The organism is Luteibaculum oceani, from assembly GCF_007995015.1.
GTDB classification, from domain to species: domain Bacteria; phylum Bacteroidota; class Bacteroidia; order Flavobacteriales_D; family Luteibaculaceae; genus Luteibaculum; species Luteibaculum oceani.
This window is the reverse complement of the sequence record NZ_VORB01000004.1, coordinates 15507-31405: the sequence shown is the minus strand read 5'-3', so window position 1 is coordinate 31405 and position 15899 is coordinate 15507. Positions and strand designations below refer to the sequence as shown.

The following is a 15899-nucleotide window of genomic DNA, read 5'->3' as shown; positions in this document are numbered from 1 at the left end:
CTTTAAATAGTTCCTATTTTTCGTTGGGTTAGGATTGTGGAACAGGCTTCCCCAGGAATTTTATTACGCCCAGCAAAACAGCTATCGCAACAGCAAAACAAATCCACGATGGCACTCCAAAAGCCGCAGGTATAATTCCTATTAATAAGGCCGTACCTCCAACTGTTAGCGCATAGGGAAGTTGAGTTCTAACGTGGGCGATGTGATTACACCTCGTTGCAAGAGAACTTAGAATGGTTGTGTCGGAAATTGGAGAACAATGATCACCTAGAACGGCTCCCGCTAATACACAAGCAACTCCATTGTAGAAAATGGGCAAGAATTCGCTGGCTGCAGCTCCGCTTTCTACTCCCAACGTTAGCAAGGCAGGTATGCTTAATGGAAACATTATCGCCATGGTTCCCCATGAAGAACCTGTTGAAAATGCAACTACTGCACTTAAAACAAAAGTAATGGCTGGAATCCATGCCATATCCACATTTCCACTTAGTAATCCAGTTAGAAAATCTGCTGTATGCATTTGCTCCGTTACCTCGGCAAGCGACCAAGCAAGGATAAGAATGATAACCGCATCAAGCATCCCCTTGAAACCGTTAACAGCTGAATTCACCGATTCCTCTAGGTTAAGCTTTTTACCAATAATGGACATTAGAACGGCTACAACCAATGCGGTAAAAGAACTCCATAGCAGCGCCTGGTATGAATCTGAATTACCTATGGTAGCAGACACCTTGCGCCAAAAGCCTAAATCGCCACTCCATATTTCAGGGGAAAAGCCTGTATAAACCAGTCCTAAAAGGGTTCCAAAAACAATAATTAGGATGGGGATAAGTGCGTACCATCCACTTGATTTAACACCCTCTTTTGCAGTGTAATGTTCCAACTCACTGGATTTTTCTCCGCTGCGCTGATCTAGGTTATAATCCCCAGTTCTTGCCAAAGTTTCCGCCGTGTGCATGGTCCCAAAATCCTTTCCACTACGGATTAAGAAAAACATGAAAATCAGGGTTAGGATGGGATAGAAAGAGTAGGATAAACTGCTCAGGAAAATGGAATAGGGAGTTAAGTTCTCAAGGCCGGGTGTTAAGGCCACAGAGTTTAATCCGTCTTTTATATAACCCAATTCGGCGCCAATCCATGTGGTTACAAAAGCTATTGCTGCAACCGGAGCGGCAGTGGAATCCACTAGATAGGCGAGTTTTTCCCTTGAAATTTTCAATTTGTCGGTAATAGGCCGCATGGTATTTCCTACTACCAAAGTGTTGGCATAATCATCGAAAAATATAGATACCCCCAAAAAGTAGGTTGCCATTTGGCCCTTTTTTGCACTGGTAGCTTTCTTTGAAATTTTTCCAACCAATGCTGCCATACCTCCATTTTTGGAAATTACAGTTACAATTCCACCTATTAATACCGAAAAGACAATTACCGATAAGTGACCGCTATCGTTTAACGCGTCGATCAAATAATTACCACTGATGGCAAAAAAACCGCCAAGAGCACCGGAAAAACCACCGCTGTACGCTCCCATTATCATAGATCCAAAGAGTATCCCTAGAAGTAAGGAAGAAACTACTTCTTTAAATATGAGTGCCAATACAATGGCTACCATGGGCGGTACAATGCTTAACCATAAGGGGATAGCATTCGTTTCGCATAAATATTGATTACCATTGATAGTTAATGGTGCAATGTTTTTTTTATCAGTTGTTAGGGTAATTTCTATGGGTTCCTTTCCGACGAAAGTTCCAAGATTTTTGTCACCGTGATAAACCGCTGCACTGTCAATTCCAGAAATTTCTACTTCAAAGGGTATTTCTTGAATGATAAACTCTGGAAATTTTACATTTTCTTGAGCCTTAACGCCCGTACAGCATAGTACAGAGATAAATGTAATTAGGACAGCAAATATGTTTTTCACGGCGGAACTAGCGGTTTATTTTTTCCCCTTTCGGGAACTTGATGTAGTATTTAAGGTTAAGCGTTTTGCTTTCCGAGGGCCCTAAATTAATATTCCAAGTTAATTCACCAGTATCCTTGTTCAAGGATGCACCACTAATATCCTCGGTAATAACTTCTACTTCTTGATTTCTACTCAGCGGAATTTGGTCAAGCACTTTAATCTGTATCGCCTTACCCTTATTGTTTTTCAGTTGAATTTGGTAGTGAAAGGACTTTCTATTGGAAGAGATTAAGTTACCTTCTTTACTTCGGTCTAGTACCGACTTTCTACTTACCGCTATTTGCGGGTCACGACCAAGTGATAATTTTAATTTTTCATCGGTAGCCAAGGGGTTAATGTAGGAGCTTCCCGATAGGGTTCCCTCGTAATACATTCTTGCGTTTCCTGGCAAAAGGGCTTCTGACTCAAACCCGCCAACCATAGCAGCTAAATAGGCTTCGTTGCTTACTTTAGGTACGGCTAAATATTCCATTTCGGCGTTTAAATCTAATTCGCTTAATCCAACCGCAATCCCTTTGCTAAAACTCGCAATGCTGTGTTTACCACTGGTTTCAAAATAGGTGTTTACATTGCCAGCAGCCCTTGAAGTTTTTCTATACAAGCCTTCCTCTTCAACCATTTCCATGTCTGCTGCTAACTCCATTTTGTTGTAAGCAGCGCGGGCGGTTACCGGTTGGTTTTTAATTATCTCTACATAGTCTGGATACAGCTCCGGTAAAAATGCTCCCACTGTTGGTGTACCTGTGCTAAAGTTAAGTTGAACATTATCCCAATTAACGCCAGTGCGCTGGCTTACCATAGCTTTGTATACCAATTTGATTTTAGACTGGTTGCTGCCAGCAATAACATCGTAGGTGGGTTCCCATCTGGCGTTGTAAACCAAATATTTTATTTCCAAATCTATGCTGGCGGCACTGCTGCTGTATAATCCGATTTCTAAGGCTTGCTGACTTTGATCTGGCAGTGTTTTCCAGCTTCCAAGTTGGTTGGAGACCTTTTTTAATTCCTTTTCAAGGTCCCTAATTTCCCTAGATATTTCGAGGGTTTTTAATTCAATCTCCTTGAGACGATTTCTATATAAATCAGCAAGCTTAACAAGATCTTCTACGCTTAAATCGCTGTCTTCTCCCAAAATCTTTTGATTGGAGAGGATGAGCTTTTTTTCCTCACTATAGGCGTTTAGAACGCGTTTTCTAATAGCCAGTTTAAAGTCCGTTTCATCATGCTTTTCTAATAGGCCTTGTACATCCGCAGGAACCGAAATGTCGGATAAGTAGTCGCGCTCCATATTAACGTAACTAATCTTTCCATTACCTAATCCCGAAAGTTGTATGCTTTGGGGATTGGCAAAACCACTAATTCCTTTAATCACAAAATTATTTTGCCCAGGACTTAAAGAAACTTTTGCCGATCGAGTGATTTCGGCACCCTCGAGGTAAACTAGAACTTCTTTAATGGGGGCGTCTAAATTTTTGTTTTGTCCGTAAACAGCTGTTAAACAGATGCTTAATAGACTTAATAAGAAAATAGATTTAAGTTGCATGTTATCGGTTTTGCATTTAAACGCAGAAAAGGCTGCATTTCGTTCGGAAATTATGATTTTTGAGGCAAAAGCAAAGCAACATGGCCAGACCTTTAATATTAGTTACCAACGACGATGGAATTTTTGCACCAGGAATTAAGGCACTTATTTCCGTAGCCGAAGAATTGGGCGATGTATACGTTGTTGCTCCAGATAAACCACAGAGTGGAATGGGACACGCCATTACGGTGGGAAATATTGTTCGATTACATCCTACCGATTACTACAAAAAGGTAAAAAAGGCTTTTATGTGTTCTGGGACACCCGTAGATTGTGTTAAGTTGGCAATTGCACATGTTTTGCCACGCAAACCCGATTTAATTCTTAGTGGAATTAATCACGGTGCAAATAACTCCATTAATGTTATTTATTCTGGAACCATGTCTGCAGCGGTAGAAGGTGCCATGGAGGGAGTTCCTTCTCTTGGTTTTTCTCATGCCAATTATCAGTACGACCTTGACTTTACAGGTTTAGGTGCTTATATTAAAAAGCTGTGTGAGAACGCGTTAAAGGAAGATTTCCCACATAAAACTTGCCTTAACGTTAATTTTCCAGATGTGCCAGCCAGCGAATTGAAAGGAATTAAAATTTGTAGACAGGCAGAAGCACATTGGAGCGATAGTTTCGAAAAGCGATTGGATCCGTCCGGAAAAGAATACTATTGGCTTACTGGAGTTTTTGAAGGGAAAGACAAGGGGACCGATACCGATATATGGGCATTGAATAACAATTATGTGTCCGTAGTTCCTACTCAATTTGATTTAACCGCACATCACGAAATTTCAAATCTAAACACCTGGAATTATGAGATCTAATTTTTCAAAGCATTTCTGGATAGGTTTTGTAATGGGCATTGTGTGCCCTCTTGTGGCATTAATTGCAATTTCGGTAGTATACAGCATACAAAGGGGAGAAGCTCCGCTTTACTTTTTACAGCAAGCTACCGCAGTAGAGGGGTTGCAAGCTAACCTGATAAAGTTGTCCCTGGTATTTAACCTCATTCCCTTCTTTTTATTTATCCGGAAGGGTAAATTTAGACATGCATATGGAGTTATCTTTGCCACCATTTTAGCTGCCTTCGTGTTGCTGATAAACTACGTTGTATAGTGGGGGAAAAGATTTTTATAATCGCTGGTGAGGCTTCGGGAGACTTACATGCATCAAACCTGGTAAAGGCTTTAAATAAGCAAAGCGAAAAACTTCAGTTTAGAGGTTTGGGCGGGGAGCTGATGGAGCAACAAGGTGTTGAAATTTTGAAGCACTACAAAACCATGGCTTTCATGGGCTTTGCCGAAGTAATAGCCAATATCAGAACTATAGCCAAAAATTTTAAGCTTGTAAAAGGCTGGATATCAGATTTTAATCCCGATTTAATAATTCTAGTTGATTACCCCGGCTTTAATATGCGTATCGCAAGTTGGGCCAAAGAGCGCGGGATTAAGGTGGTGTATTACATATCACCACAGGTATGGGCTTGGAAAGAAGGAAGAGTAAAAAAGTTAAAAACCACAGTGGATAAAATGCTTTGCATCCTGCCCTTTGAGGTGGATTTTTATGCCAAGCACAATATGGAGGCCACTTTTGTTGGACATCCACTTCTTGATGCTATTGCTAGTAGAAACCCTGGCGTGGAGGCTGAATTCCGGGCCAAATGGAATTTGGATTCCGATAAAAAGATCATAGCTGTTTTACCTGGAAGTAGAAAGCAAGAAATTGAAAGAATGCTTCCCGAATTTTTAACGCTTCAGAAAAAATACCCAGAATACCTTTTTGTATTAGCTAAGGCACCCTCTCAGGAAGACGAATTTTATGCGCAATACACCCAAAATTCTCCAATTGAAGCGGTAAGAGATACCTATGGATTGCTTGAGCATTCTTATGCAGCAATTGTTACATCGGGTACTGCCACTTTAGAAACGGCGTTATTTAAAGTACCCCAGGTAGTTTGCTACAAAGGCGGGAATATTTCCTATCAAATAGCGAAACGACTGGTTAAAATCCCATACATAAGCCTCGTTAATTTGGTTTTGAACAGGGAGGTGGTTAAAGAATTGATACAAAACGACTTTACACCGTATCAATTAGAGCAGTATTTTAGCAACCTTTTAAAGGAGGACTACCGCCAATCTTTGCTCAACAATTACGAGGAGTTGAGGGAAAAACTAGGAGGAGAAGGAGCATCAGCCAATGCCGCGAATGAAATTTTACATCTGCTTAATTAGTGTATTTCTAACCCATTTACTGTGGGCAGATGATACCTTACTTATTTCTATTTATAATCGGAGTAGTCTTCAGCAAGTTCTCATTAATCCAGACGGAGCGGTTTATACCGTTGAGGGAAAAGACTTAAATGTTTCTATTGCTCCTGGAGATTGGCTAAGGATTACCAAAAAAGAAGGTGCATTTCATGTCCAAGGGGCTAAGCAAGATTTTGGACTACACCGAACACTTCGTATCCGTGCGTCGGTGTCAAGTAGTCTGTTAAAGGTGTTGCCAGAAAATCCGAAAAAACTAGAACAGTGGTATGGAGGAAATATACGGGTAGAGTATACATTAAAAGGACTTAAACTACTAAACGAGGTAGCGCTAGAGGAATATGTTGCTGGCGTGGTACAAGCCGAGTCGGGAGTGGACCAAAACAAAGAATACTACAAGGTTCAGGGAATTATTTGTAGAACCTTTGCACTTAGCAACATCAACAAACATATTACCGAAGGATTTAATTTATGCGATCAAACCCATTGTCAAGTGTACCATGGTAAGGCAAGGGCAAAAAGTTATATCCACGAGGCACTAGGCGAAACTCAGGGAAAGGTGCTGGTAGACAGTAACCTAAGGTTTATAGAAGCAGTATTTCATAGCAATTGTGGTGGGCAAACCTTAAACAGTGAGGATTACTGGAGAGGTTCGATAAATTATTTACGATCGAAATTAGATTCGCTTTGCGAAAATATGCCGCACTGGAGCTGGACCTTTGCGCTTGAGTCAGATCAATGGTTGGGGTACTTAAAGCAAAAATTCAACTTCCCCATTCACGATACCATCCATGCCTACAATGCAAAAAACTGGCATCCCCAGTATAGAGGTAAATGGTTTTTAAACCCTGGATTTAGAATTCCAGTTCGAACCATAAGGGAAGACTGGAGACTGCGCTCCACCAACTTTTCTGTTGTTGAAAAAGATGGCATTGTAACCATAATTGGTACCGGTTTTGGTCATGGGGTGGGCCTTTGCCAAGAAGGAGCGATGGCAAGATCCGATAAAGAGAGTTTTTCCGATATCCTACATTTCTATTACGAAAACGTGTACATCGTAGATAAAAACCGGGTAGCTTTTTATAAAAAATATAAATAGCTAACTTAAAGGGGTGAACCCTACCACAGTCCCCTTTTTACGCGTTACTCTTGTAGCTATTCTGGCAGTTGTATGTCGAGTTTTTATTTTTAACGCTACACTTCCCGTCATATTACTGGCCTTTGTCTGCGTCCTCGCTTTGCTTTTTTTAGATAAACTCAAAAGACAATACTGGTCCTTCGCCTTTACTTACCTTCTTACTTTTTGCCTGGTTTTCGTGCTCTGCGACCATAAAATTAAGCAACAAGAAAGGGGAGATTTATTAAATCCTTATTCGAAAGTAGAGATCCAAAAAGTGCGGTTTGGAGAAAAGTATGCGCGTCTTTGGGTTAAAGATCTTCATTCTACCAATGGTATGGAATTATATATACCGGCAGATAGCATAAAAGTTGATGTATTCCCTGGTGATTTAATATTGGTTAAAAATAAGTTTAAACCCCTGGTAGATAATCCAATTCCCGGTCAATTTTGCTACGCAAGTTATCTCGCCCGCTATGGAATTTATTACCAAGCGTTTATCCAATCTGGAGGTGATTTTCAGGTTGTTTCTTCTGCGTCCTTCAATTTAAATAAGCTAGCTTTTAAAATTGCGAGCTATTTGAAGCGGAAATACAAAAAATACGGTTTAGATACCCATGAGCTAGGAATAGCGAGTGCTTTAATTTTTGGAGATAAAAGTGAATTAGATCGTAAGATCCAGGGTAATTTTTCCACTGCAGGAGTTATGCATGTACTTGCAGTAAGTGGTTTGCACTTGGGGATTGTATATCTGATAGCTGTGGTGCTGCTCCGACTAAAGAATAAAAATACCTTTTCTTATTACAAATTAGCCATGTTGTTGGCAGTAATATGGACTTATGCTTTGGTAACCGGATTCAGCCCGTCGGTGCAACGAGCAGCAGTAATGTTTTCATTTTTGGCTGTGTCTAAGAAAATTGCTCGGCAAGCTTCCATTTATAATGTTCTTGCTGCAGCGGCGCTAGTACTCATTATTAATAATCCACTTATCATATTCGAAATCGGGTTTCAAATGAGCTTTACAGCCATACTGGGTATCCTGCTTTTATACCCCCATATCTCGGCGTTAATTACGTGGAGATTTAAGCCTTGGAGGTTTATATGGGATTTAATGGCGGTCTCAATAGCAGCCCAAATTAGTACGGGTATTTTGGCACTCTTCTATTTCGGACAATTTCCCACCTATTTTTTACTTGCAAATCTGGTGGCGATACCATTGGTTACCCTATTAGTATGGGTAGGAGCCATATGCAATATTTCCTTTCTGATTTTCCCCTGGCTTAGCGGTGTTTTGGTCAGTGGCATAGGTTTTTTAGTGGAGCTTTTAAATGAGTTCGTAAGCTTTGTGGCAGGTTTACCTCATGCCTCTATGGTTACCCATAGTTTTGGCATATATGAGTTGGTATTTTCTTTGGTTGGACTGATATTTTTAACGGCTTCCTGCTACGGTTCAAAGGCTTTGTATAGGTGGGGATGGCGTCTGTGTTTGCTAGCCATGTTCATTCCCATATCTTCAGAAAAGGCAACCTGGGCAATTTTGAAATCGGGGAGGGATTTAATAGTGGCCTCTCCTAAATATGGCTGGGTATGGAAATCAAACTCGGAAACAAAGATTGGTGATTACCAAAAGTCCTTATCCATATTGGGTTTGGATGACTTCAAGGTTTATCAACATCCAGGGTTTGTGGATTTAGCCCTTCTGAACAATCGAATCTCAGTGTTCAATGCTCAAAACATATACGTGCCAAGGAAGGATAAAAAACCAGAAACCATCATTTTAACCGAGCCAATTTGGGACGTAGGCTGCCTGAACGAAATAGATCCGAAAACTATGTTTCTGGGTCCCGGTTTGGGTGCAGGGTATGCTGATTGGCTATACAAGCAGGGATTAAATTTCGATATAGATCTGCAACACAAGGAACGACAAGGCTTTTTCGTCCAACTTTAACTTTTTTTACGGCAAAAAAGCTGGACATTTGCACCAAATTTTTGGGTTTGAGATTGCGTTCCGGAGGAGTATTTTTCCTAGTTATATTTACTTTTTTAAGCTTCGTCGTTCAGGCGATAAATGAAAATCAAAAAGAAGGTTATGCAACCTTAACTGAGGGGTTAATTAAAGTAGATGGTGAACTAAATGAATCTGAATGGCAGTCGGCCCCAATTTTTACCGGCTTTATCACTCGAGATCCAGATCCAGGGAATCCTGCCAACCGAGAAACTGAGGTTAAAATCCTCTACAATAGCGAATCTCTATTCATAGGTGCCTACCTAAAGGAAGACGGCAAGGACAATATTTTACGTGAGCTTTCTCAAAGAGATGACTTTGCCAATACCGACCATTTTGGTGTTTTCATAGATGCATATAAGGATGGAATTAACGGAGTTGGTTTTTATGTTACCGCCGCAGGGGTTCAGTTAGATGCGAAAATGTCGGCAATGGGAGACGATTTTTCCTGGAACGCGGTATGGAACAGTGCAGTAACCATAAAAGAGGATGGTTGGTATGTGGAGATGGAAATTCCATACAGCGCACTTCGTTTTCCAGACAAAAGTGTTCAGGAGTGGCATTTAAATTTTGTACGCAATATCCGTCGCATACGAGAAACTTCTTTTTGGAACCCCATTAATCCAGAGGTAAATGGTTTCTTCAATCAAGCAGGACTGCTGAAGGGTATTGAAGAGATTGAAACGCCAGTTCGATTGCAGTTGTATCCATACATGTCTGCTTATGCCAATACGTTTAACGGAGAGCAGACATACTCTGTAAACGGGGGGATGGATGTTAAGTACGGAATTTCAGATGCCTTTACTCTGGATATGACGCTTATACCGGATTTTGGTCAGGTTCAGTCGGATAATCAGGTGTTAAACCTTACTCCATTTGAGGTGCGCTTTAATGAGCGTAGACAATTTTTTACGGAGGGAACAGAATTATTTAACAAGGGCGGATTATTTTATTCAAGGAGAATAGGGGGAAGGCCGATAAATTTTTCTAAACCTTACCAAGAGTTACAAGAAGGGGAGGAGGTTATTTCCAACCCTAGTGATGGTAAGCTGGTGAATGCCACGAAAGTTTCTGGACGAACAACATCGGGATTAGGTGTAGGGGTATTTAATGCCGTTTCTGCCCCAACTTACGCGGTAATTCGCTCTGCCGAAGGAGAACAACGTCAGGTGCAAACCGATCCATTAACGAATTTTTCTGTTTTGGTTTTGGATCAAAACTTGGGAAATAACAGTTATGTAACCTTAATCAATACCAACGTATTAAGAAACGGTGGAACCTACGACGCGAATGTAATCGGAACTGAATTCGATGTTCGCGATAACTCCAATACCGTAAGGGTAAGTGGTGGAGGTGCTTTTAACAAAAAGTACGGAGCCAACTTAACAGATCCGGAAGGATTTAGGCATAACATCGGTATTTCTAAAATTTCAGGAAACTTTAATTATGGTGCCTCCTATTACTTAGAGTCCGATACCTATGATCCAAACGACCTTGGTTTTCTGTTTAATAACAATTCTTTTAGCAAGTCGTTTTGGGGATCCTTCAATCAATATAAACCTTGGTGGTTCTTAAATAGATTTGGAATCAATTTAAGTGTTAGGCAAGAGGCCCTGTATCGACCCGAGAATTTTGTGAGTTTCGAAACGGAATTGAGTGGTTTTTTTATTACCAAAAACTTCCATGCTTTTGGTATGGGAGTAGAGCGTAGCCCATATGGCGAATATGATTACTTCGAGCCAAGAAGGTCGGGGTATGTTTTTATTAATCCACCAAGTACATCATATAGGGGATGGATTTCCACAGATTATCGCAAAACATTTGCGCTAGATGTAAATTTCAATCAGGAATTATTTGCTTTCCGTCAAGGTCCATCTACCTCTTTAAATATTAGCCCTAGGGTTAGGGTTAATAACCAGCTTTCATTCGTTTACAGAATCAATAACAGATTAAACCAGGATGAATATGGTTATGCCTTGTTTAATGGCCTTGGCAATTCTGATGCAGTTGATTACGATCCCAATGAGGTTTACTTTGCAAGAAGGGATAGAAGAGTGCACGAGCAAATCTTAAATGCTAGGTACATCTTTACCAACAGAATGGGGTTAACGGCAAGAGTTCGTCATTATTGGAGCGAGGTGAATTACCATGAATTTTTCAGCTTGCAGCCTAAAGGAGAAATGCTTGAAACCGAATATCAGGGGAAAAATAGCGAGGGTGTATCGCTGCACAATACAAGCTTTAATGCCTTTAATATAGACGTTGTTTTTACTTGGGTTTTCTTGCCGGGTAGCGAATTAAGTGTGGTATGGAAGGATGCAATTTTGGCCTCTAGAAATAAGTTGGCTGAATCGTATAGAGAGAATGTAGATTACATGCTTGGAGCTCCGAGGTCTGATTCTTTCTCTTTTAAAATCTTGTATTTTATTGATTATCACACCATGAGGAAGAAATTCCGTTCCAATTCAAACCCTATTGGTTAATTGGATTTTTTAAAGGAAATACGGATGGGATCCTTGTTCGGTAAACTAATGACGTATTCGTTCGGATAAGTTTTTGGTCGGTAAACGCGGTCCCAAATAGCTTGTCTGTGGTTTAACCATTGGGGAAGAAGAATGTCATTCCTTAAATCCGATTCAAAAATTTGTCGTGCATAAATTTCATCACCCAGAGTTTATGCCATAAAAAAAGGCTTCTGTTTCCAGAAGCCTTTTCCTTAAAAATTCGATAACTAAGACTAAATCACTTTAACACTTATAGCATTAAGACCTTTACGACCTTCTTTTAATTCGAATTCTACTGCATCTCCTTCTCTAATTTCGTCGATTAGACCTGAGATGTGAACGAAATACTCCTTTTCAGAAGCATCTTCTTTAATGAATCCATATCCTTTAGACTCATTGAAAAATTTTACTGTACCCTTATTCATGGAAATTAATTATGGCACGAAGGTAATATTAAATCTCCCCCGAATTACGTAACCACCTAATTATTTTAAGAAAAAGAGGAATATCATGTTAGTGGATTATGATCATAAAAAGGACTTCGGAATGTTTACTCGAATAACACTTCCTTCAGGTGAGGTTTTAACTAAAAGTAGATTTCCCTTAAGACCCTCTGCCAACTTTTTCACCGTGGCAAGTCCAATACCATTTCCTTGTTTTCCGTAGCGGTCTTGTCGAGTACCTGTGGTAAAAAGTCCGCTTAACTCCTTTAGATTATCTGGGAATCCGGGGCCATTGTCACTTACAATAAAGAACATGGTTTTTTCATCCTCTTCGAAAGATACTTGGATTTTTGCTTGTGGTTTATCGCAATACTTAATTGAATTGGTGATGAGGTTAATTAGAATTTGCTCTATCACCACACGAATACTTGTGATTTTTCTATCCTCAGGGAAATCGAAATCGACCTCTGCGTCTTGGTAGGTTTTATAAATGGATTTCAGGTGCATTTTTATGTCGTTCAGGTGAAAGACATGCAGATCTTGATCAATAGTGTTACCACTAGTGCTGTATTCTATCAGACCTTGGATGTAATTAAAAAGTTGGTGCGAAGCAGATTTTATCATTCCAGTTAATCCACTTGTGTTTTCGTCCTTTTCTATATGAGCGTCGGACAGCAAAAGCTCAGATAGGGTAACAATATTGGCCAAGGGAGACTTTATGTCATGGGCTGCAAGCATGGCAAATTTTTCAAGGGCCTCATTCTGAAGGGTTAAATCTGAGATCGTTTTCTCATGGGCGATAGTTTGCCTTCTACTTTCAAGCATATTTAGTACTTGCTTTGAAAGGACTCTCAGTGCTGCTATCTGATTTTCGGTGAGTTCTCTGGTTTTCTTGTCTATAACGCAAAGCGTACCAAAAGGAATGCCTTTTTCACTCACGAGTGGAACTCCTGCGTAATACTTGAAGCCTAATTGGTTAATCTCGTTGTAAAAAGCATTCAAATCTGGGTGTTCCTCAACGTTGTTTAATACATAAAAATCTTTTCCACTTTCGATTGCACGTGCGCAAATTGAATATTCAATTGGAGTTTCCCGAACTGGAATTCCCACTTTAGCCTTGAACCATTGCCTTTTTTCATCAACAATAGTTATTAATGAGATGGGGGCTTCGCAAATAGCAGAGGCGATTTTTGTTATGTTATCGTAATCCTCTTCCTCAAGTGTATCAAGGATATTGTAGGCTGCTATGGTATTTAATCTATCCATCTCGGCTTTGAGAACAGGGGGAGAAGCTTGGTTCATATTTTCAGCGTTTTTGAGGGTTTTGATTTAGGGGACAATCCTGGGTACTACCAGTAAAACTCCCGAGCCATTTCTATGGTTGTAAAATTCAATATTTGCATTTAACTCACTTAGCCAAAAGTTTACGATTCTTAATCCCAATTTTTTGCTTCCCGAGTTTATTTCATAATCTGTTGTGCTATTCAATTTATGTGTATTCTTAAATCCAATACCATTATCCTCGATGTGTAATTCATATTTATCGGTAAAACTCTTAATGGACAGATTTATAACACTTAGTTCATTTTTTTTGCAGCTGTGTTTAATGGAGTTGGATACAAGGTTATTTATAATCTGAGTAAAAGGTAAAACACGCAGGTGCATAATCTCTATGTCGGCCTTAACTTTTATTTGTACTTTCTGAAAGGCACCATACAGATTGTGCAATTGATGCTCTAATTTTAGAATGGATAAGGCCTTTGACTCGTTTTTGATTCCACCGGAAATACCTGTATTTGCGTCTAGTAAGTCATTTATGTACTCCAAAAGGTTTTTACTGTTGAGGTAAATATGACTCAAAAACTCCATTTGCTTTTCTGGTTCTAATTTAACTCCGTTGTTAACTAGAAACTGAGAAATTGAAATCATGTTTTGTAAGGGTGATCTTAAATCGTGTGCTGTGGAAAGAGCAAATCGTTCCATGGTTTTTGCAAAATTCTCCACTTTTCGTAGCTCCTCTTTTAAGAGCTTTTCTTTTTTTCTGCGCTCAATAAGCTCCACAACTTTTTTGGATAAAATCTGCAAGCATTTTACATCTTCATAATTAACTTCTCTTGCCTGATTGTCAATAACACAAATGGTGCCCAGTTTATTTTTTTCCTTGTCGATTAAGGCTGCTCCGGCGTAAAACTTCAAATAAGGCGGACCTGAAACCAGTGGATGAGAAGCTAAATTTTCGTCTTTACTAGCGTCGCAAACAACAAAAACTCTTGATTTAGTCTTCATTGTTGTTTTACACAATGAGTATTCCAATGGAAGTTCGGTTACCCGGATGCCTACTTTGGATTTAAACCAGAGTCTTCTACCGTCAATTAAACTAATAATGGAAATCGGCGTTCCAAATAACTTTGACGCCAAACGGGTGATTTCATCGTATTCATTTTCGGCGGTAGTCTCGAGAATATCAAGGGGTTCTAGATTGCTTTCGGGATAGGGGAAAGGGGATTCTAAAATTAATCCTGCTTTCATAGTGTTGGAGATAAGTGATTTACTGAGGTATTTTCAGTAATTATCCAATTTACAATTAGTATGCAAGCATAATATGTATAACCGCTTAACGGTACATTCTAACAGACTAGCCAATTTATTAGTAGGATAAAGTACTAGTTTAAGTGTATTAGTTGATCTACGTTGGTCTTTTGTTCAGTAGGCCATGTAAACCAAAATGTATTTCCGACCGATGAGTTAGATTCCATACCAAACTTCCCGCCATTTTGAATGACCAATTTCCTTACTATAGAAAGCCCTATTCCAAAATGATGCTTTTTGTTTTTGCTGAACCCTCGAAAAAAATTGAAAATGTCCTTCGCGATAAGCGGATCCATTGGTTTACCATGATCTGAAATCCTAAATAAAACAGAATCTGTCTGCAATTCGGTGGCACTTATAAATACCTTTCTTTTGTTTGAGGAGCTGTGCTTAAGGGCGTTATCTACCAAATTTAAAAGCACCTGCTCTAATTGAAATTTGTTGCCATATATATGGCTGGGAGCAGTTGAAAGATCAATATTCAAATTTCCTTTTCCCTTAAGTAACAGGTCAACATCAAAAAGGGCATCTGCAAGTTTGTATTTAGAGAAACTTACGTTTTCGTGCTCTCCTTTAGAGTAATTAAGTACAGTAAATATTAAGTTCTTCATTTTACCCATACAGCCGCTTATGTGTTTGAGCAATTCTTCCTCACCTGTTTTAAATTCAGGAGGCATTTTATTCTTTAATCTTTGAAAAAGATATTCAAGATTACTCAGTGGTGCCTTTAAATCATGGGTGACAATAGCAGAAAATTCATCCAAATTTTTGTTTTGACTGACCAGCTGTTTTTCCCTGTCTAACTGCTCTGAAAGCTCTCGGTTTTTATCTTTTATTTCTCTGATATACCCTAAGGTTAGGCGTTTGGTAAAGCCCATTATCATTACCAATAATGCAAAGACTAATACTAAATTAAGATAATTAAACCGCGATATATATTCGTTCGAAACCTCTACCTGTGGGGCTATATTTTGAGTAATCACTGCAGAGAAGAGCCAAGAACCAAAAGAAAGCGCCACGTAAAAATGGGCTGAAATGCTACTCCCTTTGAACAAAACAATCCCCAATTGGCTTATGGCTAAGAAATAGATTTGAAACATAGCCTCCTGACCAAAGGCTAAAACAAAGCCAATCAAAGCGAGGTTACATAAAATTAAAAAGTAATGTTTGGCTAGGTTTTGATTTCGATGCCCACTGTTGTTTAAATAGAGTGCAAATGCCGCCAAAATAAAGGATAAGGTAAAGATCGATGGACCAGGTGAATTTTCGAATCCAAACAAACTAATAAGCAGCACAAAACTATTCACTAACATACATGCAGCAATGAAAATGTTAAGCAGTTGCTGTTGGATTTTTATTGTTTCCTGATACGAATTTGTCGATTTTAGATTCGCGACCATTTTTATACTTAATTTTTAATTTAAGTACGGTAAAAATGAGG

Annotated in this window: 12 protein-coding genes; 6 read left to right on the top strand and 6 right to left on the bottom strand. The window is 39.4% G+C overall.

Annotated elements, in window-relative coordinates; translation table 11 throughout:
• Nucleotides 1-28 precede the first annotated feature (28 nt).
• Complete coding sequence (locus FRX97_RS04890; protein WP_147014001.1) at nucleotides 29-1921, bottom strand: Na+/H+ antiporter NhaC family protein; 1893 nt, start codon at nucleotides 1919-1921, stop codon at nucleotides 29-31.
• A gap of 7 nt (nucleotides 1922-1928) precedes the next feature.
• A complete protein-coding gene (locus FRX97_RS04885) occupies nucleotides 1929-3506 on the bottom strand; it encodes a DUF4139 domain-containing protein (RefSeq protein ID WP_147013999.1) in 1578 nt (525 codons plus the stop codon).
• Between the two features lie 80 nt (nucleotides 3507-3586).
• Here FRX97_RS04885 and surE point away from each other — a divergent pair, with 80 nt between their 5' ends.
• The 6 genes from surE to FRX97_RS04855 are packed head-to-tail and all read left to right on the top strand — an operon-like array spanning nucleotide 3587 to nucleotide 11405.
• Entirely contained in the window at nucleotides 3587-4360 is a 774-nt protein-coding gene (gene surE, locus FRX97_RS04880; RefSeq protein WP_147013997.1) for a 5'/3'-nucleotidase SurE, read from the top strand.
• Nucleotides 4350-4652 carry a hypothetical protein gene (locus tag FRX97_RS04875; RefSeq protein WP_147013995.1) on the top strand — a complete coding sequence of 101 codons (303 nt, stop codon included), beginning with the start codon at nucleotides 4350-4352 and terminating at the stop codon, nucleotides 4650-4652. The genes surE and FRX97_RS04875 overlap by 11 nt, the downstream gene beginning before the upstream one ends.
• Nucleotides 4652-5767, top strand: a complete 1116-nt coding sequence (gene lpxB, locus FRX97_RS04870) for a lipid-A-disaccharide synthase (protein WP_223266565.1) — start codon at nucleotides 4652-4654, stop codon at nucleotides 5765-5767. The genes FRX97_RS04875 and lpxB overlap by 1 nt, the downstream gene beginning before the upstream one ends.
• Complete coding sequence (locus tag FRX97_RS04865; RefSeq protein ID WP_170227025.1) at nucleotides 5742-6899, top strand: SpoIID/LytB domain-containing protein; 1158 nt, start codon at nucleotides 5742-5744, stop codon at nucleotides 6897-6899. Before lpxB ends, FRX97_RS04865 begins: the two co-directional genes overlap by 26 nt.
• A gap of 13 nt (nucleotides 6900-6912) precedes the next feature.
• Nucleotides 6913-8865: a ComEC/Rec2 family competence protein gene (locus FRX97_RS04860; protein ID WP_147013989.1), complete on the top strand. Its 1953-nt coding sequence runs from the start codon at nucleotides 6913-6915 to the stop codon at nucleotides 8863-8865.
• 47 nt (nucleotides 8866-8912) lie between these two features.
• Nucleotides 8913-11405 carry a DUF5916 domain-containing protein gene (locus tag FRX97_RS04855; RefSeq protein WP_170227024.1) on the top strand — a complete coding sequence of 831 codons (2493 nt, stop codon included), beginning with the start codon at nucleotides 8913-8915 and terminating at the stop codon, nucleotides 11403-11405.
• A gap of 254 nt (nucleotides 11406-11659) precedes the next feature.
• Here FRX97_RS04855 and FRX97_RS04850 read toward each other — a convergent pair whose 3' ends face one another.
• The 4 genes from FRX97_RS04850 to FRX97_RS04835 form a co-directional block, all read right to left on the bottom strand.
• Nucleotides 11660-11851, bottom strand: a complete 192-nt coding sequence (locus tag FRX97_RS04850; RefSeq protein ID WP_147013985.1) for a cold-shock protein — start codon at nucleotides 11849-11851, stop codon at nucleotides 11660-11662.
• Nucleotides 11852-11953: 102 nt separating this feature from the next.
• On the bottom strand, nucleotides 11954-13171 hold the full coding sequence (locus FRX97_RS04845) for a sensor histidine kinase (RefSeq protein ID WP_147013983.1): 1218 nt from the start codon (nucleotides 13169-13171) through the stop codon (nucleotides 11954-11956).
• A gap of 27 nt (nucleotides 13172-13198) precedes the next feature.
• Complete coding sequence (locus FRX97_RS04840; RefSeq protein ID WP_147013981.1) at nucleotides 13199-14398, bottom strand: GAF domain-containing sensor histidine kinase; 1200 nt, start codon at nucleotides 14396-14398, stop codon at nucleotides 13199-13201.
• Between the two features lie 134 nt (nucleotides 14399-14532).
• Complete coding sequence (locus FRX97_RS04835; protein WP_147013979.1) at nucleotides 14533-15858, bottom strand: sensor histidine kinase; 1326 nt, start codon at nucleotides 15856-15858, stop codon at nucleotides 14533-14535.
• Nucleotides 15859-15899 lie beyond the last annotated feature (41 nt).

What these genes read in the sequence shown, in the direction of transcription:
- FRX97_RS04885 (WP_147013999.1), bottom strand. Translation starts at nt 3,506, where the DNA reads ATGCAACTTAAATCTATTTTCTTATTAAGTCTATTAAGCATCTGTTTA.
- surE (WP_147013997.1), top strand. Translation starts at nt 3,587, where the DNA reads ATGGCCAGACCTTTAATATTAGTTACCAACGACGATGGAATTTTTGCA.
- FRX97_RS04875 (WP_147013995.1), top strand. Translation starts at nt 4,350, where the DNA reads ATGAGATCTAATTTTTCAAAGCATTTCTGGATAGGTTTTGTAATGGGC.
- FRX97_RS04865 (WP_170227025.1), top strand. Translation starts at nt 5,742, where the DNA reads ATGAAATTTTACATCTGCTTAATTAGTGTATTTCTAACCCATTTACTG.
- FRX97_RS04850 (WP_147013985.1), bottom strand. Translation starts at nt 11,851, where the DNA reads ATGAATAAGGGTACAGTAAAATTTTTCAATGAGTCTAAAGGATATGGA.
- FRX97_RS04845 (WP_147013983.1), bottom strand. Translation starts at nt 13,171, where the DNA reads ATGAACCAAGCTTCTCCCCCTGTTCTCAAAGCCGAGATGGATAGATTA.
- FRX97_RS04840 (WP_147013981.1), bottom strand. Translation starts at nt 14,398, where the DNA reads ATGAAAGCAGGATTAATTTTAGAATCCCCTTTCCCCTATCCCGAAAGC.
- FRX97_RS04835 (WP_147013979.1), bottom strand. Translation starts at nt 15,858, where the DNA reads ATGGTCGCGAATCTAAAATCGACAAATTCGTATCAGGAAACAATAAAA.